The 25,942-nt window shown below is 30.5% G+C and carries 19 protein-coding genes; 17 read left to right on the forward strand and 2 right to left on the reverse strand.

Annotation, left to right across the window (positions count from 1 at the left end; translation table 11 throughout):
- Positions 1-79: 79 nt before the first annotated feature.
- The 6 genes from DAD81_RS01250 (at position 80) to DAD81_RS01275 (ending at position 11,324) form a co-directional block, all read left to right on the forward strand.
- A complete protein-coding gene (locus tag DAD81_RS01250) occupies positions 80-3,001 on the forward strand; it encodes a glycoside hydrolase family 2 protein (RefSeq protein WP_111706409.1) in 2,922 nt (973 codons plus the stop codon).
- A 112-nt stretch (positions 3,002-3,113) separates the two neighbouring features.
- On the forward strand, positions 3,114-4,697 hold the full coding sequence (locus DAD81_RS01255; RefSeq protein WP_111706410.1) for an alpha-L-fucosidase: 1,584 nt from the start codon (positions 3,114-3,116) through the stop codon (positions 4,695-4,697).
- A gap of 330 nt (positions 4,698-5,027) precedes the next feature.
- Positions 5,028-6,146 carry a glycoside hydrolase family 88/105 protein gene (locus DAD81_RS01260; protein WP_111706411.1) on the forward strand — a complete coding sequence of 373 codons (1,119 nt, stop codon included), beginning with the start codon at positions 5,028-5,030 and terminating at the stop codon, positions 6,144-6,146.
- A gap of 272 nt (positions 6,147-6,418) precedes the next feature.
- Positions 6,419-8,968, forward strand: a complete 2,550-nt coding sequence (locus DAD81_RS01265) for a sugar-binding domain-containing protein (protein WP_111706412.1) — start codon at positions 6,419-6,421, stop codon at positions 8,966-8,968.
- 30 nt (positions 8,969-8,998) lie between these two features.
- On the forward strand, positions 8,999-9,793 hold the full coding sequence (locus tag DAD81_RS01270; RefSeq protein ID WP_111706413.1) for a carbohydrate-binding family 9-like protein: 795 nt from the start codon (positions 8,999-9,001) through the stop codon (positions 9,791-9,793).
- A 361-nt stretch (positions 9,794-10,154) separates the two neighbouring features.
- Complete coding sequence (locus tag DAD81_RS01275; RefSeq protein ID WP_111706414.1) at positions 10,155-11,324, forward strand: DUF6786 family protein; 1,170 nt, start codon at positions 10,155-10,157, stop codon at positions 11,322-11,324.
- Between the two features lie 222 nt (positions 11,325-11,546).
- Here DAD81_RS01275 and DAD81_RS01280 read toward each other — a convergent pair whose 3' ends face one another.
- A complete protein-coding gene (locus tag DAD81_RS01280) occupies positions 11,547-12,407 on the reverse strand; it encodes an AraC family transcriptional regulator (RefSeq protein ID WP_111706415.1) in 861 nt (286 codons plus the stop codon).
- Between the two features lie 157 nt (positions 12,408-12,564).
- Here DAD81_RS01280 and DAD81_RS01285 point away from each other — a divergent pair, with 157 nt between their 5' ends.
- From DAD81_RS01285 to DAD81_RS01335, 11 genes are all read left to right on the forward strand, one after another.
- A complete protein-coding gene (locus tag DAD81_RS01285) occupies positions 12,565-13,584 on the forward strand; it encodes a uroporphyrinogen decarboxylase family protein (protein ID WP_111706416.1) in 1,020 nt (339 codons plus the stop codon).
- Complete coding sequence (locus DAD81_RS01290; protein ID WP_111706417.1) at positions 13,584-14,258, forward strand: cobalamin B12-binding domain-containing protein; 675 nt, start codon at positions 13,584-13,586, stop codon at positions 14,256-14,258. The genes DAD81_RS01285 and DAD81_RS01290 overlap by 1 nt, the downstream gene beginning before the upstream one ends.
- Positions 14,258-15,634, forward strand: coding sequence for a uroporphyrinogen decarboxylase family protein (locus tag DAD81_RS01295; RefSeq protein WP_111706418.1), 1,377 nt, complete (start codon positions 14,258-14,260; stop codon positions 15,632-15,634). Before DAD81_RS01290 ends, DAD81_RS01295 begins: the two co-directional genes overlap by 1 nt.
- Before the next feature lie 119 nt (positions 15,635-15,753).
- The gene (locus DAD81_RS01300) at positions 15,754-16,644 is read left to right on the forward strand and encodes a CobW family GTP-binding protein (RefSeq protein ID WP_111706419.1); all 891 of its coding nucleotides are present in this window, start codon (positions 15,754-15,756) and stop codon (positions 16,642-16,644) included.
- A gap of 6 nt (positions 16,645-16,650) precedes the next feature.
- Positions 16,651-17,355 (forward strand): vitamin B12 dependent-methionine synthase activation domain-containing protein, encoded by a 705-nt coding sequence (locus DAD81_RS01305; RefSeq protein WP_111706420.1) that lies wholly within the window; start codon positions 16,651-16,653, stop codon positions 17,353-17,355.
- Between the two features lie 163 nt (positions 17,356-17,518).
- Positions 17,519-18,670: a cytochrome P450 gene (locus DAD81_RS01310; RefSeq protein WP_111706421.1), complete on the forward strand. Its 1,152-nt coding sequence runs from the start codon at positions 17,519-17,521 to the stop codon at positions 18,668-18,670.
- Positions 18,671-18,729: 59 nt separating this feature from the next.
- Positions 18,730-19,038: a 2Fe-2S iron-sulfur cluster-binding protein gene (locus DAD81_RS01315; RefSeq protein WP_111706422.1), complete on the forward strand. Its 309-nt coding sequence runs from the start codon at positions 18,730-18,732 to the stop codon at positions 19,036-19,038.
- Positions 19,039-19,040: 2 nt separating this feature from the next.
- A complete protein-coding gene (locus DAD81_RS01320) occupies positions 19,041-20,297 on the forward strand; it encodes an NAD(P)/FAD-dependent oxidoreductase (protein WP_111706423.1) in 1,257 nt (418 codons plus the stop codon).
- 25 nt (positions 20,298-20,322) lie between these two features.
- Entirely contained in the window at positions 20,323-21,441 is a 1,119-nt protein-coding gene (locus DAD81_RS01325; protein WP_111706424.1) for a Zn-dependent alcohol dehydrogenase, read from the forward strand.
- 19 nt (positions 21,442-21,460) lie between these two features.
- Positions 21,461-23,953 carry a glycoside hydrolase family 2 TIM barrel-domain containing protein gene (locus DAD81_RS01330; RefSeq protein WP_111706425.1) on the forward strand — a complete coding sequence of 831 codons (2,493 nt, stop codon included), beginning with the start codon at positions 21,461-21,463 and terminating at the stop codon, positions 23,951-23,953.
- A gap of 6 nt (positions 23,954-23,959) precedes the next feature.
- On the forward strand, positions 23,960-24,757 hold the full coding sequence (locus DAD81_RS01335; protein WP_111706426.1) for an alpha/beta hydrolase: 798 nt from the start codon (positions 23,960-23,962) through the stop codon (positions 24,755-24,757).
- Between the two features lie 148 nt (positions 24,758-24,905).
- Here DAD81_RS01335 and DAD81_RS01340 read toward each other — a convergent pair whose 3' ends face one another.
- Complete coding sequence (locus DAD81_RS01340; protein ID WP_111706427.1) at positions 24,906-25,937, reverse strand: L-rhamnose/proton symporter RhaT; 1,032 nt, start codon at positions 25,935-25,937, stop codon at positions 24,906-24,908.
- Positions 25,938-25,942: the final 5 nt, after the last annotated feature.

Raw genomic sequence — 25,942 nt, forward strand, 5'->3', positions numbered from 1 at the left:
AAACATTTGTTGCATTTATAATTTATAAAGAGATTTATATTTGTTATTCAAACAAATTATTAAAGATTATACAACAACTATGATTTATAAGATTAAAATACCTGTTTTAATATTTTTGCTGGTTTCATTGACTTTAAAAATATCTGCTCAAGATTTGCCATTTGGTTTCCCTAAAACAGATAGAACAAAGTTAAATTTAAATCAAGATTGGAAATTTCATTTAGGAAATCCAGAAGCTAAGAATTTTGAAGTTTCTTTGGATGATTCTAAATGGGAATCTGTTACTGTGCCACATACTTTAAAGTTAACATCACTTACCTTAGATGGTTTACAAGATGAAAAAACACAATTGGTTTTTCATAGAGAAGTTGGCTGGTACCGCAGAAATATTGAAGTTAATAATTCTTCTAAAAAAATATTTTTAGAATTTGAAGGCGCTCACCAAGTAACAGATTTATGGGTAAACGGAAAACACGTTGGCCAACATGCTGTTGGAGGATATTCTCCCTTTCATTTCGACATTACAGATTTTGTAAATAAAGGAAATAACCAGGTTACCCTTTTAGTTGATAATAGAAGAAACGAAATTATTCCACCAGATCCAGGTCCTTTTGATTATGTAAAATTTAGTGGATTGTACAGAGATGTTTATTTGGTTGAAACCAATCCAGTACACGTTACTTTTAATTGGGAAACATTAAATTCTGGAGTAAATATTACTACTCCAACTATTGATGTGGTTAACAAAAATGCAACTATTAATATAAAAACAGCTGTTAAAAACGAAAATGCAGAAGCTATAAATTGCCAATTAGTTACAAGATTAATTAATAAAGAAGGGCTTGTTGTTTTAAAGCTGGTAAATACTTCTGAAATAAAAAGCGGACAAGAATTTCAATTCAACCAAATAGGAAGTATTGAAGACAATGTTCATTTTTGGGATACTGAAAACCCATATTTATACAGAGTTAACAGCGTTATTGAAATTAACAATAAAGAAGTTGATTTTGTTGAAAATAAAATAGGTTTACGTAAGTTTGAATTAGATCCTATCAGAGGTTTTATTTTAAATAATAAACCAATTAAATTAATAGGAGCAAACCGTCACCAACAATATCCTTATATAGGAGATGCAGTTCCAAATTCGTTGCATTATAAAGATATGTTACAGTTTAAAGAGTTTGGATTTAATATTCTGCGTACAGCTCATTATCCACAAGACAATGCTTTATTAGATGCTTGTGACGAATTAGGTATTTTGGCTTATGAAGAAGCACCAACTTGGATTTCTATGTCGCAAAATGACGCTTGGTGGGATAATTTAGAAGCCGCAGCTAGAAAACTGGTAAGAAATCACAGAAATCATCCTTCAATTGTTATGTGGGGCGCAGGTGTAAATCACCGCGGTTATGTACCAAGAGTTCACAATGCTATTAAACAAGAAGATCCAACAAGGTTAACAGCTTCGCAAGGTGCAAGATGGACTGGTTGGCAGGCATCTGGATTAACAGATATCAATGCAAATATGCTGTACGGGCCATTTATTTGGGATAGAGCTGAACCAATGTTTGCAATGGAAGGAAGAAGCGGTGCTGCTGGTGTTGCTCCATATATGAGAGATCCTTTAATGACTGGATTGATTTCTTGGACAGCACACGCTTATTACACCTTTCACCCAACTCATGCTAGAGCAAACGATAAAGTTGACAGAACAAGAAGTGGTATGATGACTATTTTTAGATATCCAAGACCAGAATTAGATTGGTACAAAACCGAATTTAAGACTGAACCTTTTGTTAAAATAGTTGAAGATTGGAAAGAAGGAATTAAAGAAGTTACTGTATTTAGTAACGCTCCAGATGTTGAATTATTTTTAAACGGAAAATTAATTAAGAAATTAAAACCTAGTGCAGATACAAGTTACGTTGGTTTAAAACACGCTCCTTTTCATTTTAAAAATATTAATTATAAAAAAGGAAGTATAGTAGCAAAGGCTATTTTTAAAAATGGAACAACGCTTGAAGCTAAAAAATCTACGCCAGGAAAACCATATGCAATTCAATTAAAAGTTGATTCTGAAGGTAGAACTTTTACAGCTGATAATAATGATATAATTGTAGCTTATGCAACTGTGGTAGACAAAAATGGTAACGTAGTTAGTGATTTTAAAGAGAAAATTAAGTTTTCTATAAAAGGAGATGCAACCGTTGTTGGAGATAAAGCAACTATTAATGCAAATCCAATGTTTACAGAATATGGAGTTGCTCCAGCATTAATTAGAGCAGGGAAAACTGTTGGGGAAATAACTGTTACAGCAAAATCTAAAGGATTAAAATCAGCCAAATCAAATATTTCATTGGTTGCAAACAATATTGATGAAATTCAGAAAAATGCAAAACCAATTTACGATTTTACTAAAGAAAGAGTAGATTTAGGTGCACCTGATCAATTATTACAATTCGGGTGGAATGCTTGGAACGGAAAAGATAAAGCTAAAAATGAATATTCTTTCAAAAATTTTAAAGGTGTTAAAGCAGAATTAAAAAATGGTTCTTCTAATGGAATTATTCGTTGGTTAGGCGAAATGAACGTTATTGGAAAATATGGCTTTGCTTTTGGTGAAGGTGTTATTTCAATAGATAAAGAAGGAATGAATTTAGAATTGAAAAATTTACCTAAAGGAATTTACAAGCTAAAAAGTTGGCACCACGCACCTAGAACAAATTCAGATTTAATGGATCCTAATCAAGAAACAATGAGAGCGCAATCAATTTATAAACTTCCTTATGAAAAAGAAGTAACGGTAACTTCAAGTTTATCAATTAATGGTAATGCTGTAATTTCAAAAATAACCGAAGGAAAAGAGATGCAATGGGATTTACCAGGAACTTCAGAAATTATATTTAAAGCAGATGATAATAAACCAGTAATTATTAATTTCAACGGCAAAGGTAATAAAGGTATTTGGTTAAATGCTTTTGAGCTAAGCGAGTGGAAATAGTTCATAAGTAAAGTGATAATTTATATATAAAAGATAATGGTGCTAGAATTTAATCTATTTGTGATAGTTCAAAACCCAATAGAATTATATTTTTACAAAAAAAATAAGAATTATGAATTTTAAACATTTATTTAAACTAATAACTATAGTTTTAGTAACCTTAATTTTTACTTCATGTGGTGAGGCGAAAAAAGAGGAAGTTAAAGTAGAACAACAGAAAGCTGAAAAATATGCTGCTGATTGGGAATCTTTAAAACAACATAAAACCCCAGACTGGTTTTTAGATGCTAAATTTGGTATCTATTGTCATTGGGGACCATATTCAGTGCCTGCACATGAAACCGAATGGTATTCGCACTGGATGTATGTAAACAAAGACAATCCTGAAGCTAAAAATGGTAAAGCGCATAAAATATATGATTACCATGTGAAAACATATGGTACATTAGATAAGTTTGGATATAAAGACTTTATTCCAATGTTTAAAGCTGAAAAATTTGATGCCGCTGAGTGGGCTGATTTATTTGAAAAAGCAGGAGCTAAATTTGCAGGACCAGTTTCTGAACATGCAGATGGTTTTGCAATGTGGGATTCTGATCTTACAAAATGGGATTCAAAAGATATGGGACCTAAAAGAGATATTATGGGCGAATTATCTAAAGAAATTCGTAAACGTGATATGAAATTTATTGCAACCTTTCACCGTCATTGGTTATTTGGTTGGTACCCAACTTGGGATGAAACTACAGATGCATCTGATCCTAAATATGCAGGGTTATATGGGCCTAAATTAAAAAAAGGTGATAATAAAATGCCTAGAAGTAAACATCAAATTGATGAAGGTATTGAAAGTTATTATCCTGTTGGAGATAAAGAATTTAATGATGAATGGTTAAATAGATTAAAAGAGATTATTGATAAATATAATCCAGATCTAGTTTGGTTTGATAACAAAATGGATGTTATTAGTGAAGAACATAGAAAAGAATTTTTAGAGTATTATTACAATCAAGCTGATAAGAAGAATCAAGAAGTTGTTTCAACATATAAATTTTATGATTTTGCAAAAGGTTCTGCCGTTTATGATTTAGAACGTGCTAGAATGAGCGAGAAAAAAGATTTTCCATGGTTAACAGATGATTCTATAGATTGGAAAGCTTGGTGTGATATTAGTGATCCTGAATATAAATCTACAGACAGATTAATTGACTTTTTAGTAGATGTTGTTAGTAAAAATGGAGCAGTACTTTTAAATATTACTCCAAGAGCCGACGGTTCTATTCCTGAGCCTGTTAAAGAACGTTTGTTAGAAATGGGACAATGGTTAAAAATAAATGGTGAAGCCATTTATGGGACTAGAACTTTTGAGATTTATGGAGAAGGTGACGCAACTGTTGTTGAAGGACATTTAAGTGAAAGAAGTAATGGTGATAATACGGCAAAAGATATTCGTTTTACAACAAAAGGAGATATTTTGTACGCTACTGTACTTGATTGGCCAAAAGGAAAAGACTTTACAATCCGCTCTTTAAAAGAAGGAAATCAATTGTACAAACACCAAATTGAATCTATTCAATTATTAGGGAATGAAGGGGATCTAAAATTTAGTTCAAATGAAAAAGGACTAACAATAAACCTTCCAAAAGAAAAAGTTGGAAATCACGCTTTTTCATTTAAAATTACTCCAAAGAAATAAAACAAAAATATAATATAACTAAAAGGTGTAACTGATAATTATTCAGTTACACCTTTTTCTATTTTAAAAATTTGATAATTAGGGTATTTAAGCACATTTAAAAAGAGTATTAGGTTTTAAATGACACAGTAAATTTAAGTACAAGTCAGTTAAAAACGGATATATATATAATCTGTAGAAACTTCAACTGCCTCAAAAAACCTAAAAAAAATAAGAATTAAACATCTATTACCAGAATTGAACTACTAATTGTTATTAAATTTATCTTTTTGAAACAATACAATCGATTGGATTTTTAATATATTTGTTTTTGAACTAATTTAACTACATATGAAAATTTTTAAACTAATATTAATTTTAACAGTGCTGATTGGTATATCTAGTTCAGCGGAATCTCAAACTATTAAACCAAAATCGGTTAAAAAAGAAATGAAAAAGGTTGCCAATTGGCAAATTGAGCATTTTAGAGAAACATATAGTGGAAGAAAAAAACCACATCATATAGCTGCTTGGACAAATGGAGCTTTATATGTTGGTATGGTAAAGTTGGCTCAAATGAAAGGCGGTAAAAACTATTATAAATGGTTAAAGGGAATAGGAGAAGAGCAAAATTGGAAATTACATAATAGAAAATACCATGCAGATGATCATACAATTGGTCAAATGTATTTTGAATTGTATCGTAAATATGGCGATGATTATATGATTAAACCAACCCAAGAAAGTTTTGATTATATAATTGAAAATCCTAGTAAGCAACCAATTACTTTAGATAAATATAAACATTTAGAACGTTGGACATGGTGTGATGCATTATTTATGGCTCCACCGGTTTGGGCTAAATTAGCAAAGGAAACTGGAGATAAAAAGTACACAAACTTTATGATGAAAGAGTTTGAAGCAACACGTAATCATTTATATGATAATGAGGAGGATTTATTTTACAGAGACAATAGTTATATAGGAACATTAGACCATGGTAAAAAAATATTTTGGGCAAGAGGAAACGGATGGGTTTTTGGTGGATTAACATTAATAATGGATGAATACGAGCCAGGAACAAAAGAGTATGAATATTTTAAAAATATTTATTTAAAAATGGCTAAAAAGCTAATCAAAATTCAAACTCCAGAAGGGCATTGGGCAATGAGTTTATTAAATCAGGAAATTTACCCAACGTCAGAGGCTAGTGGAACTTCATTTTTTACTTTTGGATTGGCTTGGGGAATAAATAATGGCTTATTAGATAAAGAAACCTATAAACCTCACGTAGAAAAAGCTTGGAATGCATTGGTAGGTTATATTACAAAAGACGGAATGTTGGGATATGTACAGCCAATTGGTGCGGCACCAGGAAAAGCTTGGGCAGATAAAACAGAAGTTTATGGTACGGGAGCATTTTTAGCGGCAGGATCAGAAGTTTATAAAATGGTAAAACAACAACAATAATAAGTATAGTTTTTAATTATAAAAAGAGGCTGTTAAAAAATTAATAAAACGCGTTATTCTGAATTATTCACTGAACGAAGTTGGAGTTGCAGGTTGATGAATATTTTATTATTTTTTAGATGGCCTCTTTATTATTCTAATAAACCAATAGTTCTAAAATTTAAGTTAAATGTTACTTTCCTTTAGTTTTTAGGTTAATACTTTTGATAGTGATAAAAGTGAGTTATTAATTATTCTAAATTATCTTACTTCAAAATATTAAAAAATAAATTATGAGATTTTTAACTAGTATAATTATTGCTTTATTTTTATTTACATCTTGTTCAAACAAATTGGATGATACCCCACGTGTTGTTAAAGATTTTAATTACAATTGGAAATTTAATTTAGGTGATGAGAGTGAAGCATTTCAAACAGATTTTAATGATAATTCATGGCGAAAATTAAATGTTCCACATGATTGGAGTATAGAAGAAGGATATAAACAAGAAAATACCGCTGCAAGTACTGGTTTTGTTCCTGGAGGAATTGGTTGGTACAGAAAATCATTTACACTTTCATCGGAAGATAAAAATAAAGATATTTCTATATTGTTTGATGGAGTTTACAACAATTCAAAAGTTTGGATAAACGGACACTTGTTAGGTGAAAGACCTAATGGTTATAGTTCTTTTGCATATGATTTAACAGATTTTTTAAATTTTAATGGTAAGGAAAATGTTGTTGCGGTTAAAGTAGATAGAACGGCATATGCTGATTCTCGTTGGTACACAGGTTCAGGAATTTATAGAAAAGTTCAGTTAATAAAAACTTCAAAATTGCATATTGCACAATGGGGAGTTGAAATTACTACTCCTAAAGTTTCTAAAGAATCTGCAGAAGTCGCTATTACTTCAAAGTTAGAAAATAAAAGAGGTGTTTCTTCTGAAAATATTACCTTAAAATATACTGTTTTAGATGAAAAAGGATTAATAGTTAGTGAAGGAAATTCTGAAGTAGATAATTCACTTTTAAATAAGACAATTATAAAAGTTGAAAATCCAAATTTATGGGGAGTAGAAAATCCAAACTTATATTCTTTAAAGGTTGAAGTATTTCAAAACGAAAAATTAGTTGATGTAACTACAGAAAAATTTGGAATACGAACTTTTAAGTTTGATGCGAATAAAGGATTTTCATTAAACGGTGAAACTCTAAAGATTAAGGGTGTTAATTTACATCACGATGCTGGAGCTGTTGGTTCTGCTGTTCCAAAAGGTGTTTGGGAATATAGAATAGATAAATTAATATCTATTGGAGTAAATGCTATTAGAATGTCTCATAATCCTCATTCTGTTGAGTTAATGGAAGTTTGTGATGAAAAAGGTGTACTTGTAATGGCGGAGGCTTTTGATGAATGGCACGTGCCAAAAGCAAAAAGTAAAGTGTATTTAGGAGATAATGCTGCAAAAGGAGCCATAGCAAAATCATATTCAGTTTATTTTAAAGAGTGGGCAGAAAGAGATTTAAAAGATTTAATTAAAAGAGATTTTAATCATCCATCTGTATTTATGTGGAGTATTGGAAATGAAATTGAATGGACGTTTCCGTATTATTCAAAAGCATTTAATGAAATTAATGAAAAATCAGGAGCTCAAGGTTATGAACTTGTACCAACATATGAAGAGGCTGATATTAAAGAAATTTTTTATAAAAATGCTGGAGGTGAAGATGAATTAACTTCAACAGCAACACAATTAGTTAAGTGGGCAAAAGAAGTTGATACTTCTCGCCCAATTACCTGCGGAAGTGTGTTGCCTTCAATAGGAATGGTAAGTGGTTATGGTAAAGTTGTGGATGTTTTTGGGTTTAATTATAGAGCTTCAGAATATGATATTGCTCACAAAACATATCCAGATTTAAAAATTTTAGGAACTGAAAATTGGGGAGCTTATAGCGAATGGAAAAATGTAAAAGAACGTGATTTTGTTTCGGGGATTTTTGCTTGGACAGGTTTTGCTTATATGGGAGAAGCAGGTTTATGGCCTAGAAAAGGATTGGAAATTTCATTTTTTGATTATGCTGGGTTTAAAACTTCTCGTGGTCACTTTTTTGAATGCCTTTGGAAACCAGAACCTAAAGTTTATATGGTTACAACTCCTGCAAATGAATCTGAATTTTCTTTCACTAAAAAAGATGGTTGGAAATTTGAGATGCAATTTACACCAGCTCCAGTATGGAAAATGTTACGAAAATGGGAATGGTATAAAACGTATTCTAAATGGAAGTATGCAGAGAATGAGCCGATTATTGTTCAAACATATACAAATTGTGAGGAAGCTGAGTTATTTTTAAATGGAACCTCATTAGGAAAGCAAAAACTTTCCGATTTTAGTGAAACTGATAATATTATAAAATGGCAGGTTCCTTATGCAAAAGGAGAGTTAAAAGTTATAGGTTATAATAATGGTAAAAAGGTTGATGAGTATATTTTAAATACAACTGATAAAGCTTCAAAAATTGAGATTGAATCAACTAAAACAACTTTAAATGCTAATGGATATGATGTGGCTATTATTATAGCAAAATTAATAAATGAAAAAGGAGACTTGGTTATTGATAAAGATCAAGAAATTGAATTTAATATTGAAGGTGAAGTTAAAAATTTAGGAGTTGATAATGGATGGGAAATGAATATACAACCCCATAAAACATCTAAAATTATTACGCATAATGGTAAGGCTATTATAATTCTTCAATCCACAGAAAAATCTGGGTTTATAAAAGTTAGTGCATCAAATGATAAATTAACCTCAAATAGGGTAGAGTTAAATTCGAAATAGTAACTTTGTTTTATTATAAATAAATGTTTTATGGTTTCAATAAAAAAGAGTTACAATTTGATTATCGTTTGCTTGTTTATGGCTGTTTTAGCTTCTTCAATATCTTGTAAACAAGAGTATAAACTTTCATTAGAAGATAGACCAATATTTAAGGTTCATAAATCTTCAAGTGAAATTATTGCTGACGGTAAAATGAACGAAAAAGATTGGGATAAGAGTGAAGCTCGTTCTTTTGAATATACCTATAATGATGAAAAAACAGATGATGTTCAAAAAACAAAATTTAGAATGTTGTGGGATGATGAACACATATATTTGTTTTATGAATGTGAAGATAAGTTTATAACTGCAAGAGAAACAGAAAGAGATGGAATGCCATTTTATGATGATTGTGCAGAGATATTTTTAACACCTGCTCCAGAGAGTTCAAATGCACATATATGTTTTGAAGTTAATTTAAACAAAGCAGTAAATGATTTAGTATTTGTAAGTGATTTTAACCAAGGAAATGGTCTTGCAGTAAAAGGTTATAATCCAAATAATGTTAAAATTGGAGTTCAAATAAATGGTACCGTCAACGATAATTCAGATATTGATAAAGGTTGGACAATGGAATTTGTAATCCCTAAGGAAGCTTTTTTAGGTGCTGATAGGCATTATCCTATTGAGGCTGGAAACCAATGGGCATTTTTAGCATTGAGACAAGGTAGAAATGAAGTTGAAGGACAGCGCAGAGTAACTTCAACAATATTTCCAGTTGAAAATATTAAAGAAAAGGATGTGCATCAACCAAATATGTTTGGTTTAATGGAATTTATTGAATAAATATTAATAATGAACTTTTAAAATTATTAAAAGGAAAATTAATTGCCCGCAATGTTACATTATAGGTTCATTACCCTAAACTTGTTTCAGGGTGGCATTCAATAAGTAGCTGTATGTAAAATAGTATTGAGATGCTGAAACAAGTTCAGCATGACGTAATGCTATATTGTTACTAATTACGGATATAAAAAAATAAAATTTACATTGTTTATTACTGCTATTGAGATTGATACTTTTAGTTCAAAACAATTAAAATAAAAGGTGAATTTGGCTAATTATTCTAAAACACATCAAAATATACAAGTATATCAATCTAATATACCTAAAACTCATACTTTTAAATTAGTTAAATTGAATTAATATGAAACATACATTTTTCTTTGTTTTTATAATTATACTAATCTCATGTAATTCTAGTAAAGTTACATATCAATCAGATTTAAACTTAATAAAAGGGCAAACAACTATTGTTGAGTTAACAGCTAATAAGGGGAGATCAAGATTGTTTATTACTCCAGAATATCAGGGAAAAATAATGACAAGCTCATTTAATGGTTTGCCAGGAGAAAGTAATGGGTGGATTAATAGAGAAGCGTTAGCTGAAAATAATATTGCAGGTATTGGAGGAGAGGATAGAGTTTGGATTACACCGTTGGGAAGTCAATTTTCATTTTACTATCAACAAATTAATCCACTTAATGAAGATAATTGGAAAGTTCCTTCGGCTTTAAGTGATGAAAAATATGAGTTGTTAAATTCGAGTACTTCTAAAGTTGAAATGACAAAAGAATTTACTCTAACTAACTTCAAAAACACAAGGTTTAATATTAGAGTTAACCGCACAATTAAAATATTATCGGCTACTGAAATCAATAAAAATTTGCAATTAGAATTTCCTGAAAATTTAAAATTTGTTGCATTTGAAAGTTCTCATGAATTAATAAATGTAGGAGATAAACCTTGGGAGAAAAATACTGGATTGGCGGGTATTTGGAGTGCAGGGATGTATAAAGGAACTAATGATATGGTTGTAATTATTCCTTTAGCTAAAAATTCTTCGAAGGATATTATTTATAAATATTTGGGAGAGTTAAGAGGTGATAGGCTTCAGGTGTTAAAAAATGTGTTATTATTTAAAGCAGATGGAAAGTACAGAAGCAAAATAGGAGTACCTAATAATATTGCCCCAGAAATTTATGGTTGTTATTCAAAAGGAAAGAAACGATTAACTATTATTCAATATAAAAAAACAGTTTCAAATAGTTTTTCAAATTCTACTGTATCAATTCAAAAAGAACCATATAAAGGGGAAGTAATTCCAATTTACAATAACGGAACAATGGATTATTCCAAAACAGATAAAACTAGTTTTTATGAACTGGAAACAACTTCTCCATTTGTAGAATTGAAACCAAATGAAAAGTTAAAACATTTTCATAGAGTGTATCATTTCTCTGGAAGTGAAAAAGACCTAAATAATATTTCTGAAAAACTATTGGGAATTAGTTTAAAGGATTGCATATTAAAATAATTGAATTGTATGTTATTGTGAGAAGCCTTAGCTACTAAGTAATCTCATGAGAAGTACTTGTATTTCGTTATAGTTATAAATTAACAGATTGCTTTACTCCATTGCATTTGGTTCGTAAAGACAGCTTAATCTCACCCAGTTATAAATCAGCAACAAACAATAAACTGCTAAATTAATTTTGAAAAAGGGAGTAGTTGGATAAAAAATGAATTATTATTTTTTTTAAGTTGACTTTACTTTCAGATACATTTTTTTAAAAACCAAAGGAGAACAATCCATAAATTTTTGAAATTGCCTATAAAAAAACGGTAAACTTTCATAACCACAATCATAAGCTATTTGGCTTACTTGTTTGTTGGTTTCAATTAATTCTTTGCAAGCAAGGTTTATTCTATATTCATTTACAAAAGTGAAAAATGATTTATTCAATGATTTTTTAAAGAATCTACAAAATGCTTCATCTCCCATTGAAACTAATGCTGAAACATCTTTTAATTTTATTTTCTTATCATAATTCTCCTGAAGATAATCATAAACTTTATCAATTCTGTTGTTTGCTTTAATATTTAAACTAGGTGTAAAATCAGTTGTCGTTAACGTTTCAAATTCCCCATTACTTAATTCTTCTAAGAATTGAATAAAATTAATTAGCTTATCAAACGGAGATTTATTCATTATTTTAGATAACCGTGTCTGAATTTTTGAATGATTATTACTTGTAAATTTAATTCCTTTTAGAGCTGTTTTTAATAGGCTTTTAATGTTTTGAAATTCATTCTTTTCCATCCAATTTACTCCTAAAATATCATCATTCCATTGAAAGACTAATGATTTTACATTTCCGTTATTCTGAATAGAATCTTTCCAACAATGTGGTAGGTTTGAGCCTAGGAGAACAAAATCTCCAGCCTCAAATTTTTCAACACTATTTCCAACATATCGTATTCCTTCACCTTTTACAATAAATGTGAGTTCATATTCAGGATGAAAATGCCAAGGGGTATCAAAGTTCTTATCTTCATAAACACTTGCTTTAAATGAACTTTTAATGGAAGATGTTACTTTTTCAAAATGTGCTTTCAAATTAATTAATTTAGAGTTTAAAGATAATCAATAATAACTTGTAAATAAATAATATGATAAAAATCATATCAAAATAAGTTAGTAAATAGCTAAAATTAAGGTGGATTCACTAAATATTTGATATTAAATTTGTTATGAATATAAATCTACTATAATAATGACTAAAAGAGAAATAATAAAAGCGGTTTTAAATCACGAAAAACCACCATATGTACCATGGTCTTTTAAATTTACGAAAGAGCCAAAAGAAATGCTTGAGGAGTATTATAAAACTGATGATTTAGATATTGTTCTAGGAAATCATATTTTAAACTTAGGTAGCGATATTGGTTTTTTTGATGAAGTAAAAAAAGATCATTTTAAAGATGTTTTTGGTGTAGTTTGGGATAGAAGTGTTGATAAGGATATTGGAATGCCAATTGAAGATATAATTAAAGAACCAACTATTGAAGGTTTGGAATTTCCAAATCCACACGATCCTCGTTTTTTTGCAAATATTGAGTCTGAAATTGAAAAGAAACCAGATTTATTTAGAGTATTTCAAATAGGGTTTTCTTTATATGAAAGAGCTTGGGCAATGAGAGGTATGGAAAATTTGTTGATGGATTTTTATATGTATCCAGATTTTGTACACGCTTTATTCGAAAAAATAGGAGATTACAATATTGCACAAATAGATAAAGCTTTAGAATATGATATTGATGCTGTTTATTTTGGTGATGATTGGGGACAACAACACGGTTTAATTATGGGAGCTGATTTATGGAACGAATTTATGTTGCCACAAATTAAAAGAATGTACAAAAGAGTTAAGGATGCAGGAAAATATGTAATGATTCATTCTTGTGGTGATGTAGACGAATTATTTCCAGCATTAGTTGATGCAGGTTTAAATTGTTTCAATCCTTTCCAACCAGAAGTAATGGATGTACACCAAATTCATAATGATTATTTAGGGAAATTATGTTTCCACGGAGGTTTATCAATGCAAAAAACATTGCCTTTTGGAACACCTGAAGAAGTGAGAGAAGAATCATTAGCATTAATTGAAATGGGTAAAAAAGGAGGATATATTTTTTCACCTTCACACTCCGTTGAAAGCGATACTACATTAGAAAATATATTAACATTTATTGAGGTTGCACATGCGCAACTAAAAGAAAAAGAACTAGCGTAATGGAAGAATTATTTAATAAAATTTCGACTTGTGTAGAGTTTGGTAAAATTAATAAAGTTTCACCATATCCACCAAATATGAAAGATCAAGATGGAGCAGATGAATATACTATTCAAGCATTAGAACAAGGAGCTTCAGCTGGTGATGTTTTAGCTAAAGGTTTAATTATAGGTATGGAAAAAGTAGGTGTTAAATTTAGAGAAAACAAAGTTTTTGTTCCTCAAGTTTTAATGTCGGCAAAAGCAATGAATACAGCAATGGAACATTTAAAACCATTGTTTGCATTAGGAAATGCGGATAAAAAAGGAGTATTTATTATAGGTACTGTTGCGGGGGATTTACATGATATTGGTAAAAACCTGGTTTCTATGATTGTTGAAGGAAATGGTTACGAAGTAATTGATTTAGGAACAGATGTTCCTGCTAAAAAATTCATTGATACTATTAATGAATTTCCAGATGCAATTATTGGACTTTCTTCATTGTTAACTACAACAATGGCTAGTATGGAAAATATAGTTAAAGAAATAAAAGCTGTGCATCCAAATCAAAAAGTTACTATTGGTGGTGCGCCAATTACACAAGATTTTTGTGATAAAATTGGAGCGGATAATTTTTCAGCAGATCCGCAAGGTGTTGTTGAGTATATGAATAATCTTAAAATATCGGCATAATGACAGGATTAGAATTAGTAAAAGCAGCAATGAATCGTAAAGAAGTGGAACGTGTGCCTTGGGTACCATTTGTTGGTGCGCATGCAGGACATTTGTTAGGTTTAAATGCTACCGACTATTTTAAATCTGAACAAAACATTATTGATGGCGCTGAAGAAGCGATTAAAAAATACAATCCAGATGGAATTCCTGTTACATTTGATTTGCAAATTGAAGCAGAAGTTTTAGGTTGTGATTTAAAATGGTCAGATGATAATCCTCCGGCTGTAGTTTCTCATCCATTAGCTGATGGAAGTTTAAAATTGGAAGATTTAAAAATTCCTTGTCGTTGTAAAGGAAGAATTGCAACGGTAATGAATGCCGCTACAAAAATAAAAGAAGCACATCCAGATATTGCATTGTATGGTTTAATTACAGGACCGTTTACATTGGCATTACACTTAATGGGAACAGATATTTTTATGAAATTATTTGAAGACCCAGAGTACGTTGGTAAAGTAATGGATTATTGTACCAAGGTTGGTAAAGCAATGTCTGATTATTATATTGAAGCTGGTTGTGATGTAGTTGCGGTGGTAGATCCTATGGTAAGCCAAATAGACCCAATGTCTTTCGAAATGTTTGTTTCCCCTTATTGTAAAGAGGTTTTTAGTCATATTAGAGAGTGTGGAGCGTTAAGTTCTTTCTTTGTATGTGGAAATGCGACACAAAACATTGAAGAAATGTGTAAATGTGAGCCAGACAATATTTCAATTGATGAAAATATTCCGTTAGATTTCTTAAAAGAACAATGTGATAAATATGAAATTAGCTTTGGTGGAAATATGAAGTTAACTTCGGTTTTACTAATTGGAACTCCAGAAGATTGTAAGTTTGAAGCAATAGAATGTATGGATATTGGTGGTAAAAAAGGATTTATTTTAGCTCCTGGTTGCGATTTACCAATGGCAACTCCTCCTGAAAATTTAGAAGCAATAGCTGAAATTATTCACGATGAATATCAACAAGATGTTTTAAGAACAAAAGGACAAACAGCTAAAGATGTTCAGTTATTAGATTTAGAAAATTACTTTACAAACGATAAAGTAAAAATAGATGTAATTACTTTAGATTCTGAAGGTTGTGCGCCTTGCCAATATATGATGCAAGCTGTTGAATTGGCTGTAAAAGAAATAGGAGCCGATAATATTGAATACATAGAGCATAAGATTAAAAAAGAAGAAGGTATTCAAATGATGTTGAGTTTAGGCGTTAGAAACTTACCAACAATTTGTATTGATGGTAATATTGAATTTATTTCAATTATTCCTCCAAAAATGGAATTGGTAAAACGTATACAAAAGCATTTAGATACTAAAATTGGTGTTAATTTATAGTATTATTTAATCTGTCATGGTGAACTTATTTCAGCATCTCCTCATAAAGATAACCAATGAGGATGCGACCCTGAATCAAGTTCAGGGAGACGTTTTTTTAAAATAATTTAAAATATTTAATGACAGATTTAATTCTTATTAGTGGATTTTTAGGCAGTGGTAAAACTACCCTGCTTAAAAATTTACTTTCTTTACATAAAGGAAAAAGAATTGCAGTTATACAAAATGAGTTTGCACCATCTGGAGTAGATGGTAAAGAATTAAAACTTTCCAAAGATAATTTTAAACTTGTTGAAATAAACAATGGTTCGGTGTTTTGTGTGTGTTTGTTAAGTAATTTTATTGAAACTATTTCAACATTAATAGAACAATACAATCCTGAAATTATTTATTTGGAAGCTTCAGGAATTTCTGATCCAATTTCAATATGTGAATTATTAAATAAAGAAGAGATAAGTAGTAAAGTTCGTTATGCTGGAGCATGGTGTGTGGTAGATGCTTTAAACTTTAATAAAAGTGCCTTGTTTGTACAACGTGCCAAACATCAGGTTAGAGTTGCAGATAAAATTATTTTAAACAAAATAGATTTGGTTGATGACAATCAAATAAAAAAGGTTGTTGAAAAAATACAAGAAATAAACCCGTTTGCTGAAATTGAAAAACAACAATTTTGCAATATTAAAACTGTTGAATTAAATAAAGTAAATGAAATTCCAACATTAACCACTGAAGATACAAGACCAGAAGAAATAAAAACGGCAGTTTATAGAACTACAGATATTATTTCAGAAGAAAATTTAAAAGCCTTTTTAAAAGAGTTGAGTAACATAAGTATTCGGGCAAAAGGCTTTGTAAGAGTAGCAAATAACAAGTTTAAATTATTTCATTTAACATATAATCAATTTGAAATTATTTCACTTGAAAATTACACAGGTAGTTGTGAAATAATTGCTTTTGGAGAAAAAATGAGTTTGAAAACATTAAGAGCGTTATTTCAAAAATCAAAATAAAAAATAGTGAAAGGTATATATTCATATAAAATAGATTTTTCAGAAATAGCCCTGGAAAAAGAGGAGATTTCATCATTTATGGGTTTAGGTCCAGTTCCTGATGAACCATTTAATAGTATGATTGATACTGCTATTGAATTGTTAACAGACAATAAAAATATTGAAGGTGGATTTACAATTAAACCTGTAACAGATTTTTCGGCAAAAGAAGGTTTTGTTGAAATTGAAACTAAAAAATTTAATACAGGAAGAATGATTACTTCCTTTTTAAGAAAAGCAGAATTTGCGGCACTGTTTACTTGTACAGCAGGTTATGAAGTTGAAAAATGGAGTCATAAATATAAAGATGAAGGCGATTTTGTAATGAGTTATGTAGTTGATTCAACAGGATCAATGCTTGTTGAAGGAGCCATGGATATTATTTATGAAAAACTAAAAACAATGGCAAGCCTAAACAATTTAACTATAACAAATAGATATAGTCCTGGTTATTGTGATTGGTTGGTAGTAGATCAACAAAAACTTTTTTCATTTTTCCCTAACAAATTTTGTAATGTTAGTTTAAGTGAATCTTCATTAATGAGCCCTGTAAAATCAGTTAGTGGAATTGTTGGTATAGGGAAAGATGTTAAATATCTTGGTTATATATGCGATACTTGTAAAAACACTCAATGTGTTTACAGAGCAAAAAAAATGTATGTAAAACATTAAAGATGATTTAGTCTTTATTACTTATTTTGACATAAATATACTGTTAAATTCATATCAAGGTCAAGATAAGCACCTTTTTAGCTAAGAAACATTATAATTTTTTCACTTAGATTTTTCATTTTTGAAAAACAATAAAGTTCTACTAATTATAAAGTTAAAATATATGAAGAATAGCAATATTCCTGATCCATTTGAAAAAGCGAGATTGGAAAAAGGTTTTGGAGAAATGGACGATCAAAATGATCCAGTAGTAATGGCGTTGCGTCATAAAGATGTAAGAAGATGCGCACATAATCACAAAACATTTCAATCTGGAGCAGAACCAGGTAGAATTGTTATTCCTTCAGAAGTAAATATTAGAGACATACGTCAAATTCCTTTTGAAGTTGATCCTCCAATGCACGGAGAATATAGAGCCGTTGTTGAACAGTGGTTTAAGCGACCATTAGAGGAAGCATATACTGCTCAATTAGAAAAGCAAATTGGTGCTTTGGTTGAAGAAGCCATAACAAAAGATAGTGTTGAGGTTATTAAAGAGTTTTCTCTAGTATTGCAATCGCGCGCTTTAACATTATTATTTAACGTGTCTTTTTCTGAATCTGAAACTTGGATTTCTTGGGGAACTCACGTTTTTAGAAGTGAAGAATCTGCCTTAGATGCATCTAAAGCTAATATTTTGTACGATTATATTGATGCACAAATTGAAAATAGCATAAAAAACCCTGGAGAAGATTTTTATTCAAAATTATTGGCTGCAGAGGTTAATGGTAAAAAGTTGACTAAAGAAGAAATTAAAGGAGTTGTAATTTTAACTTTTGCTGGAGGTAGAGATACTGTAATTAATGCAGTAACCAATTCAATTGCTTATTTTTCTGAACATCCTAAATCTTTAGAAAGACTTAAAAAAGAACCTGAATTAATCAATTTTGCAATTGAAGAATTGATACGCTATTTTTCTCCATTAACTCAAATGGGGCGTGTTGCAACTGAAGATACTCAAGTTTGTGAGCATGCTGTAAAAGCTGATACTAGAATTTCATTGAACTGGGCTTCAGCAAATAGAGATGCAAATGTTTTTGAAAATCCAAATGAAGTAGTAATTGATAGAAAAATGAATCCTCATGTTGCTTTTGGGTTTGGTACTCACAATTGTTTAGGAGCAACGCATGCACGTCAAATATTAAAAGTTTTAATTCATACTTTAATTGAAAAGGTATCATCCATAGAAATTATAGATGCTAAAGAAAACATTGAAACGCTAGGTGAATTTAAAAGAAAAGTAGGTTTTGATAACATTAACGTAAAATTTAACTAGAATTACGCATACAACTAAACTAAAAGAATAAAAATAGAACTAAAAAAATCAAAAATAAAATGGCTAAAATAACATTTGTAACTCAAAGTAATGAAACAATAACTGTAGAAGGAAATTCAGGAAATGTAATGGAATTGGCAGTTCAAAATAAAATTAAAGGTATTGATGGTAATTGTGGAGGAGTATGTTCTTGTGCAACTTGTCACGTTCACGTTGAACCTTCTGATTGGGATAAAGTAGGTGCTCCAAATTCAATGGAAAGTGATATGTTAGAGTTTGACGAAAAAGTAAGTGATTATAGTCGTTTATCTTGTCAAATGAAAATAAGTGAAGATTTAGACGGAATTGTTTTAAAAGTAGCAAACTAAAAATGTCTGATTCTAGTTCATTAAATAAAACTTGTGTAGTAATTGGAGCAAGCCACGCGGGAGTGAATTTTGCGTTTACATTAAGAAGAGAAGGTTGGGAAGGGGCAATTATATTATTTGATAGTGACCCGGAAATTCCTTATCACAGACCTCCCTTGTCAAAAGCTTATTTATCGGCTGAAGATAATACACAATTAGATTTGTTATTTCCTGAGCAAAATTATGCTTCAGAAAATATAATATTGAATTTAGGAAAATCAGTTGTTTCAATAGATAAAGAATCAAAATATATTGTTTTGTCTGATAAGAGTAAGCAATCTTATGATAAATTGGTTATTGCAACTGGAGCACGTCCATTTATTCCTCCAATTAACGGGATAAAAACTGCTAATAATTTGTTTCCAATGAGAACATTTGCCGATACGGTTAATATTCAAAATGCAATGAAGAATTCTGAAAAGAAACGAGTTGTAATTATTGGAGGTGGTTATATTGGGTTGGAGACTGCAGCTTCATTAAAAAAAACAGGTGCTAATGTAGTAGTTTTAGAAAGAGAAGAACGTGTTTTAGAACGTGTAACGGCTCCGGAAATGTCATTTTTTTTCAATAAATTACATAAAGAAAATAATGTTGATTTATTAACCAATAAAAACGTTATTGAAATTAAAACTGTTAAGGGTATTAATGAAGTTTTTTGTGATGATAATACATCGTATTTTGCAGATTTAATAGTAGTAGGAGTTGGGATTAAAGTGAATACTGAATTAGCTACAAAAGCAGGTTTAGAAATTGAGAACGGTATTAAAGTAGACGAAACCGCAAAAACAAGTGATGTTGATATTTATGCAATTGGCGATTGTACCTATCATTTTAATCCACATTACAATCGTTTTATTCGATTAGAATCGGTACAAAATGCCGTTGATCAAGCAAAAGTAGCAGCATCTGCTATTTGTGGAAATGAAGTTGTTTACAATGCAATTCCTTGGTTTTGGTCCGATCAATATGATGTTAAATTACAAATGGTTGGTTTGTCACAAGGTTATAATGAAGTTATACAACGCGTTGAAGAAGAAAATGAAAAATGCCAATCTGTTTGGTATTTTAAGGATGATGAATTATTAGCTGTAGATGCAGTTAATAATGGAAAAGCTTATGTTCTTGGAACACGTTTTATAAAGGGAAAACAGCAACTTGATAAAGGGAAATTAAAGGATACTAAAATCCCTTTTAAACCTACTAGTTTCTTAAAAGATTAAAAAAACGACTACTAAAAAAATAAAAATGAGTATAAAATGTAAAGCTGCAATTGCAACTGGAGACGGTAATTTTACTATTGATACAATTATAGTACAAAATCCAAATAAAGATGAGGTTTTAGTTCAGGTGAAAGCAGCAGGATTATGTCATACAGACCACGATTCTTTAAATTGGGGAAAACCAATTGTGATGGGGCACGAAGGTGCTGGTATTGTAACTGCAATTGGTTCAGAAGTTAAAAGTGTAAAGGTAGGTGATGCTGTTATTTTAAATTGGGCTACACCTTGTGGAACTTGTTTTCAATGTGAACATGAAAACGAACATATTTGTGAGAATAATTCACCAGTAGTTGCTGGAGGAAATGGTTATACAGATGGGCACGCACATATTGAAGGGACTACTTGGAACGGAAATACTATTGAGCGTTCATTTAATATTGGTACTATTTCAGAATATACATTAGTGAAAGAATCTGCAGTTGTTAAAAATCCAATTAAAGATATGTCATTTAGTGCAGCAAGTATTGTTAGTTGCGGTGTTATGACAGGTTTTGGTTCTGCAGTGAATACAGCAAAAGTAACTGAAGGTTCATCCGCTGTTGTTATTGGTACAGGAGGAGTAGGGTTAAATGTTATTCAAGGAATAAAAGTTTCAAAAGCCAAAAAAATTATTGCAATTGATATCAATCAAACACGATTAGATATGGCTGTTGAATTTGGAGCAACTCATACAATTTTAGCAGATAAAGAAGACGAGGGATTGTTAAACGCAGCTGAAAAAGTCAAAGAAATGACCAATGGAAGAGGTGCAGATTATGCTTTTGAATGTACTGCAATTCCTGAATTAGGAGTCGCTCCTTTAGCAATGGTTAGAAATGCAGGGACTGCAGTTCAGGTAAGTGGAATAGAACAAAAAGTTTTAATTGATATGGCACTTTTTGAATGGGATAAAATTTACATAAATCCGTTGTATGGAAAATGTAACCCGCAAACTGATTTTCCAAAAATATTAGATTATTATAAAAATGGTGAAATTATGTTAGATGAAATGATAACAAGAACCTATCCATTAGAAAAATTACAACAAGCATTTAATGATATGCTTTCGGGTAAAAATGCAAAAGGTGTAATAGTATTTGAATAAATAAAAAGTAAAATATAATATGAAACGTATAATTTGTCTGTTAGTAGTTATTACTTGTCTTAAAATTTCAGCTCAAGAAACAGAGTTGTTAAAAAATTGGAAATTTACTAATTATGATTATGGAAGTGCTTTTAAAGAGGATTTTAATGATTACGATTGGGAGTCTGTTACCGTTCCTCACGATTGGGCTATAAAAGAAGATTTCAATTTCACACATGATATTCAGTTGACTATGGTGGTGCAAGATGGTGAAACTCAACCAAAATACAGAACTGGTAGAACTGGTGCTTTACCATATGTGGGTATTGGTTGGTACAGAACTAAATTAAATGTTTCATCTAGAGATTTAGAACAAAAAGTACAATTGCTTTTTGACGGAGCAATGAGCAATGCCAAGGTTTATGTTAATGGGAATTATGTTGGAGAAAGACCTTTTGGATATATTTCATTCTATTTTGATATTACAAAATATTTAAAATCTGGAGATAATTCAATTGCAGTTAGACTAGAAAATTTTAATAGTCAATCACGTTGGTATCCTGGAGCTGGTTTGTACAGAAAAGTATCGGTTTTAAAAACAAACAAAACACATGTAAAAACTTGGGGAACATTTGTTACAACACCTGTAATAACTAAAAAAAGCGCTCAAGTTAATTTAGACGTAGAAATATTAGGAGAAGGGAATTGTACCGTTGAAAATGAAATATTTAGTGCTGAAGGAGTTTCTTTAGCTAAAAAAGTTCAAGAAATCAACTTAAAAGGTGAACAGAAAATAGCTGAAAATTTCACAGTTAAAAAACCAAAATTATGGGGATTAAAAACGCCATATTTATACAAGTTAAAAACAACAATTTTAAAAGAAGGAAAAGAAATTAATTCTTATACAACTTCATTTGGAATTAGAAAAATACGATTTGAAACAAATGGATTTTATTTAAATGATGAAAAAATAAGATTTAAAGGGGTGAATATGCATCATGATTTTGGACCGGTTGGAGCGGCATTTCATAAAGAATTATTTGTCCGTCAAATGAAAAAAATGAAAGAAATGGGCGTGAATTCAATTCGTTTTTCTCATAACCCACCAGCTCCAGAGGCATTAGATATTTGTGATGAAATGGGAATTTTAGCAATTGATGAGGCTTTTGATGAGTGGAAAAAAGGAAAAGTTTTAAACGGATACTCTAAGCATTTCGATTTATGGTCAAAGAAAGATTTAACTGATATGATTTTGCGAGATAGAAATCATCCAAGTATAATGATGTGGAGTATTGGGAATGAAATTATGGAACAATACCAAGCAGATGGAGGAGAAGTTGCTAAATATTTAAATGACATTGTAAAAAGTTTAGACACTACAAGAGCAACAACGGCAGGGTTTAATAATGTTGGTGGAAGCTTAAAAAATGGATTAGCTTTAACAGTTGATGTTGCAGGATTTAATTATAAGCCAGGAGTTTATCATAAAATTAGAGAGGCATATCCAAATTTAAAATTTTTTGCTAGTGAAACAGGAGGATCTTTAAGTACTAGAAATTCATATAAATTTCCTGTTAATTTTGAAACTGCTCAAAATAAAAGAGGCGCTTCACTAAAAACAGAATTATATAAAGATGGTCAGCCTGGAAATTATGAAAACACAAACGTTCCTTGGGGTTATTCTCCTTATAAAGAATTTGCGTCTCAAGAGTACAATGATTTTGTATATGGTGAATTTGTTTGGACTGGTTATGACTATTTAGGAGAGCCTTCACCTTATCATACAGCAAAATCTAGAAGTTCATATTTTGCTCCTGTTGATATAGTAGGATTGGAAAAAGATAAATTTTATTTATACCAAGGAGAGTGGAATGATAATTTAGATGTGTTGCATGTTTACCCTCATTGGACTTGGCCAAACTTAAACGTAAAAGAAATTCCAGTAGTTTGTTACACAACTTATGAAAAAGCTGAATTATTTGTAAATGGTAAAAGTTATGGTGTTAAAACTAAAGAAAAACCTGAAGTGCCTGAGTTTTTAGCAAGTACAATTGAAAAAGAAACATCTGGAGGTACAACCATGGCTCAATTAAAAGCATATTCAATGGTTTGGGAACATGTTGTTTATGAACCTGGTGAAATAAAAGTTATTGCTTATAATAAGAAAAATAAGAAAGTAGGTGAAATAATAAGAGTTACAGCAGGTGCTCCACATGCAATTAAAATTGAAGCAGAGTTAAGTTCAATAAAATCAGGAGAAGTAGGTGTTTATGTTGTCTCAATTGTAGATAAGGATGGAAATTTATGTCCGCATTATAGTAAAAACATGAAAATTGAAGTTAGTGGTGCTGCAGAGTTTTTAGCATCAGGAAATGGAGATCCTACCAATGTGCAAAATCTTTCAAAACCTGAGCGAAAATTATTTAATGGTCAAGCTGTAATCTATGTTCAATCTACTAAAAAAGGGACCATAAATTTGAAAACAACATCGGGTGATTTTAAAGCCATAAACAATGCTTTAATAGTAAATTAACTGTTCATGAATTCAAAATTTAAAACTACAGAAATATCAAATCCAGAGTTTGAAAGTAATAATTTAAGATTTATTACTGTAAAAACTCCCAATTTAAATGGAAGAGGAGATATATGTATTTTTGTTCCTCCAATAAGAGATTTAAAAGATATTCCTATCGTAACCTTGTTACATGGTGTTTATGGAAGTGCTTGGATATGGGCTCATAAAGCAGGAGTACATTTTACGGCTTTAAAAATGATGGAACAGGGTTTAATCAAGCCAATGGTATTGGCAATGCCTTCTGATGGATTGTGGGGAGATGGTTCCGCTTATTTACCACACAATAACAATAACTTTGAAGATTGGATTGTAAATGATGTTATTGATGCCTTAATTGAAAATATTGAATGTGTAAGTTTGGCTTCAGATTTATTTATTACGGGTCTTTCAATGGGAGGTTATGGAGCATTAAGATTGGGTGCAAAATATCCAACAAAGTATAAAGGTTTATCCGGACATTCTTCAATTACAAACAAAAATCAAATGCATTTATTTGTTGAAGAAAATGAAGATAATTATAAGCAAGAAAACTCAATAAATGAAGATGTTTTTGAGTTAATGCTTCAGAATAAAAACAATTTGCCACCTTTTAGATTTGATTGTGGAAAGGATGATTTATTAATTGAATACAATAGAGAATTACACAAAAAATTAAAGAATTCTAATATTGACCACGTTTATGAAGAATTTAAAGGAAAGCACGAGTGGTGCTATTGGGAAGAGCATATAAAAGATACGCTGCTGTTTTTTAATGAGATTTAATAAAAAAAGAAGTATTTAAAAGTGGCTATTCGTCAACCTGAACTTGATCCAGGTTCTCATTAGAATTGACGAAAAATAGCCTGTGATTCTGAAATAAATTCAGAATGACGACTCTTTAAATACTTCTTTTTATAATTTTTAATTGAAGCTAAACAATAGAGTTTCCATAGGCAACAATAATAATTCCAATTGTCATAATTGATAATCCACTAAATAACCATTTCTTACTTAAATCACCTGCTTTATTCCATTCACCAGTAAAAAAGCCTAAAATATTAGCAACCATAATACAACCTGTTTGAAATATTGCAAATCCAACAGAAGTTCCTAAAGGACCCAATTCATAAGCACCTAAACCGTATATAATTAAGGACGCACAATAAACCACTGCCATAATTAAAAGGTAAAAGATGTTTTTTGGACTATTTTTATGACTGAAGTTTCCCCAACTTTTATTTTTAGTAAGTTGAATGATAAAATAAACCATAATTGCAATTCCACTTCCAATAAAAGAAGGAAGCATAACAGCTAATCGAGCAATCCAAGGTGGATTTCCGAATTGTTCTTGTGATATTTGACCAATATGTCCAATATTATCTGCAACGTGGTAAGCTAAGTTAAAACCTGCTGCCGAAATACCTCCAATAATACAAAGTATAATACCATTTCTCATAGTATTATTGTTAGAGGCTACTTTTTCACTATCTGCGTTCTCATTTTTCTCTCGAAGTAAACCAGCTTTACCGTTCGCTATAATTCCAAGCATTATGATAAAGATTCCACCAAGAATAACCATACCACCAGGAGTAGATAATTTATCTGCACCTCCCATAAAAAATGGAAGAATAGAACCTGCTAAAGTTGAAACTCCAATAAGTAAAGAAAAACCTAAAGCCATTCCAATTTTTGAAATGCTAATTCCCCATAACAAATTACCAATTCCCCATAAAATACTTAAAAGGAAAATGGATAAGAAAATTGAATTGGATACTTGCTCATAAGTTTCGCTCAAATTATCAACCAATACTACCGTTGAAATAATTGGAACAATAAACATTGCTAGTACCCAAAAAACACCCCATAAATTTTCAAGTTCGTAATTTTTTACAAACTTACTTGGAAAGGCATAAAAACCCAGCATTATTGCAGCTAGTAATACCCAAAATATTCCTATTCCCATACTAT

Source organism: Lutibacter citreus (assembly GCF_003260195.1).
Taxonomy (GTDB): Bacteria; Bacteroidota; Bacteroidia; order Flavobacteriales; family Flavobacteriaceae; genus Lutibacter; species Lutibacter citreus.

Coding starts and splice junctions, on each gene's coding strand:
- DAD81_RS01265 (WP_111706412.1), top strand. CDS start 6,419: ATGAGATTTTTAACTAGTATAATTATTGCTTTATTTTTATTTACATCT.
- DAD81_RS01310 (WP_111706421.1), top strand. CDS start 17,519: ATGAAGAATAGCAATATTCCTGATCCATTTGAAAAAGCGAGATTGGAA.
- DAD81_RS01285 (WP_111706416.1), top strand. CDS start 12,565: ATGACTAAAAGAGAAATAATAAAAGCGGTTTTAAATCACGAAAAACCA.
- DAD81_RS01270 (WP_111706413.1), top strand. CDS start 8,999: ATGGTTTCAATAAAAAAGAGTTACAATTTGATTATCGTTTGCTTGTTT.
- DAD81_RS01295 (WP_111706418.1), top strand. CDS start 14,258: ATGACAGGATTAGAATTAGTAAAAGCAGCAATGAATCGTAAAGAAGTG.
- DAD81_RS01290 (WP_111706417.1), top strand. CDS start 13,584: ATGGAAGAATTATTTAATAAAATTTCGACTTGTGTAGAGTTTGGTAAA.
- DAD81_RS01300 (WP_111706419.1), top strand. CDS start 15,754: ATGACAGATTTAATTCTTATTAGTGGATTTTTAGGCAGTGGTAAAACT.
- DAD81_RS01260 (WP_111706411.1), top strand. CDS start 5,028: ATGAAAATTTTTAAACTAATATTAATTTTAACAGTGCTGATTGGTATA.
- DAD81_RS01320 (WP_111706423.1), top strand. CDS start 19,041: ATGTCTGATTCTAGTTCATTAAATAAAACTTGTGTAGTAATTGGAGCA.
- DAD81_RS01275 (WP_111706414.1), top strand. CDS start 10,155: ATGAAACATACATTTTTCTTTGTTTTTATAATTATACTAATCTCATGT.
- DAD81_RS01340 (WP_111706427.1), bottom strand. CDS start 25,937: ATGGGAATAGGAATATTTTGGGTATTACTAGCTGCAATAATGCTGGGT.
- DAD81_RS01250 (WP_111706409.1), top strand. CDS start 80: ATGATTTATAAGATTAAAATACCTGTTTTAATATTTTTGCTGGTTTCA.
- DAD81_RS01325 (WP_111706424.1), top strand. CDS start 20,323: ATGAGTATAAAATGTAAAGCTGCAATTGCAACTGGAGACGGTAATTTT.
- DAD81_RS01330 (WP_111706425.1), top strand. CDS start 21,461: ATGAAACGTATAATTTGTCTGTTAGTAGTTATTACTTGTCTTAAAATT.
- DAD81_RS01255 (WP_111706410.1), top strand. CDS start 3,114: ATGAATTTTAAACATTTATTTAAACTAATAACTATAGTTTTAGTAACC.
- DAD81_RS01315 (WP_111706422.1), top strand. CDS start 18,730: ATGGCTAAAATAACATTTGTAACTCAAAGTAATGAAACAATAACTGTA.
- DAD81_RS01335 (WP_111706426.1), top strand. CDS start 23,960: ATGAATTCAAAATTTAAAACTACAGAAATATCAAATCCAGAGTTTGAA.